The 297-nt window shown below is 68.7% G+C and carries 1 pseudogene; it reads right to left on the reverse strand.

The window, feature by feature from the left end:
• Positions 1 to 297, reverse strand: a pseudogene (locus PVZ77_RS03225) (methyl-accepting chemotaxis protein); the annotation flags it as partial.

The following is a 297-nucleotide window of genomic DNA, read 5'->3' on the forward strand; positions in this document are numbered from 1 at the left end:
GAACACCCGGGCGCCTTCCAGATCACCGGCCTGGCGCAGTTGCAGCAGGCGATCGGTCAGCGGCAGGGCGGTGCCTTCGATGTCCTTGATGGCCGCCAGCAGGCGCTGCTCCTCGGCGGTGGCACCCTGGCTGGCATACAGCTGATCCATGGGCTCGGCGGACTGGCGATAGAAGGCCTTGAGGCGGTCGATGTCGGCCAGGCGACTGGCCAGGGGCGCGGCGTCGTGGATCAGCACCGTATCGCGAATGGCGATGGCGCGGTCGTGCACGCTGCCGCGGAAGTTGATGGCGTAGCG

Origin of the sequence: Pseudomonas sp. SHLD1 (genome assembly GCF_028640935.1) — a bacterium.
Lineage (GTDB): Bacteria > Pseudomonadota > Gammaproteobacteria > Pseudomonadales > Pseudomonadaceae > Chryseomonas > Chryseomonas aestiva.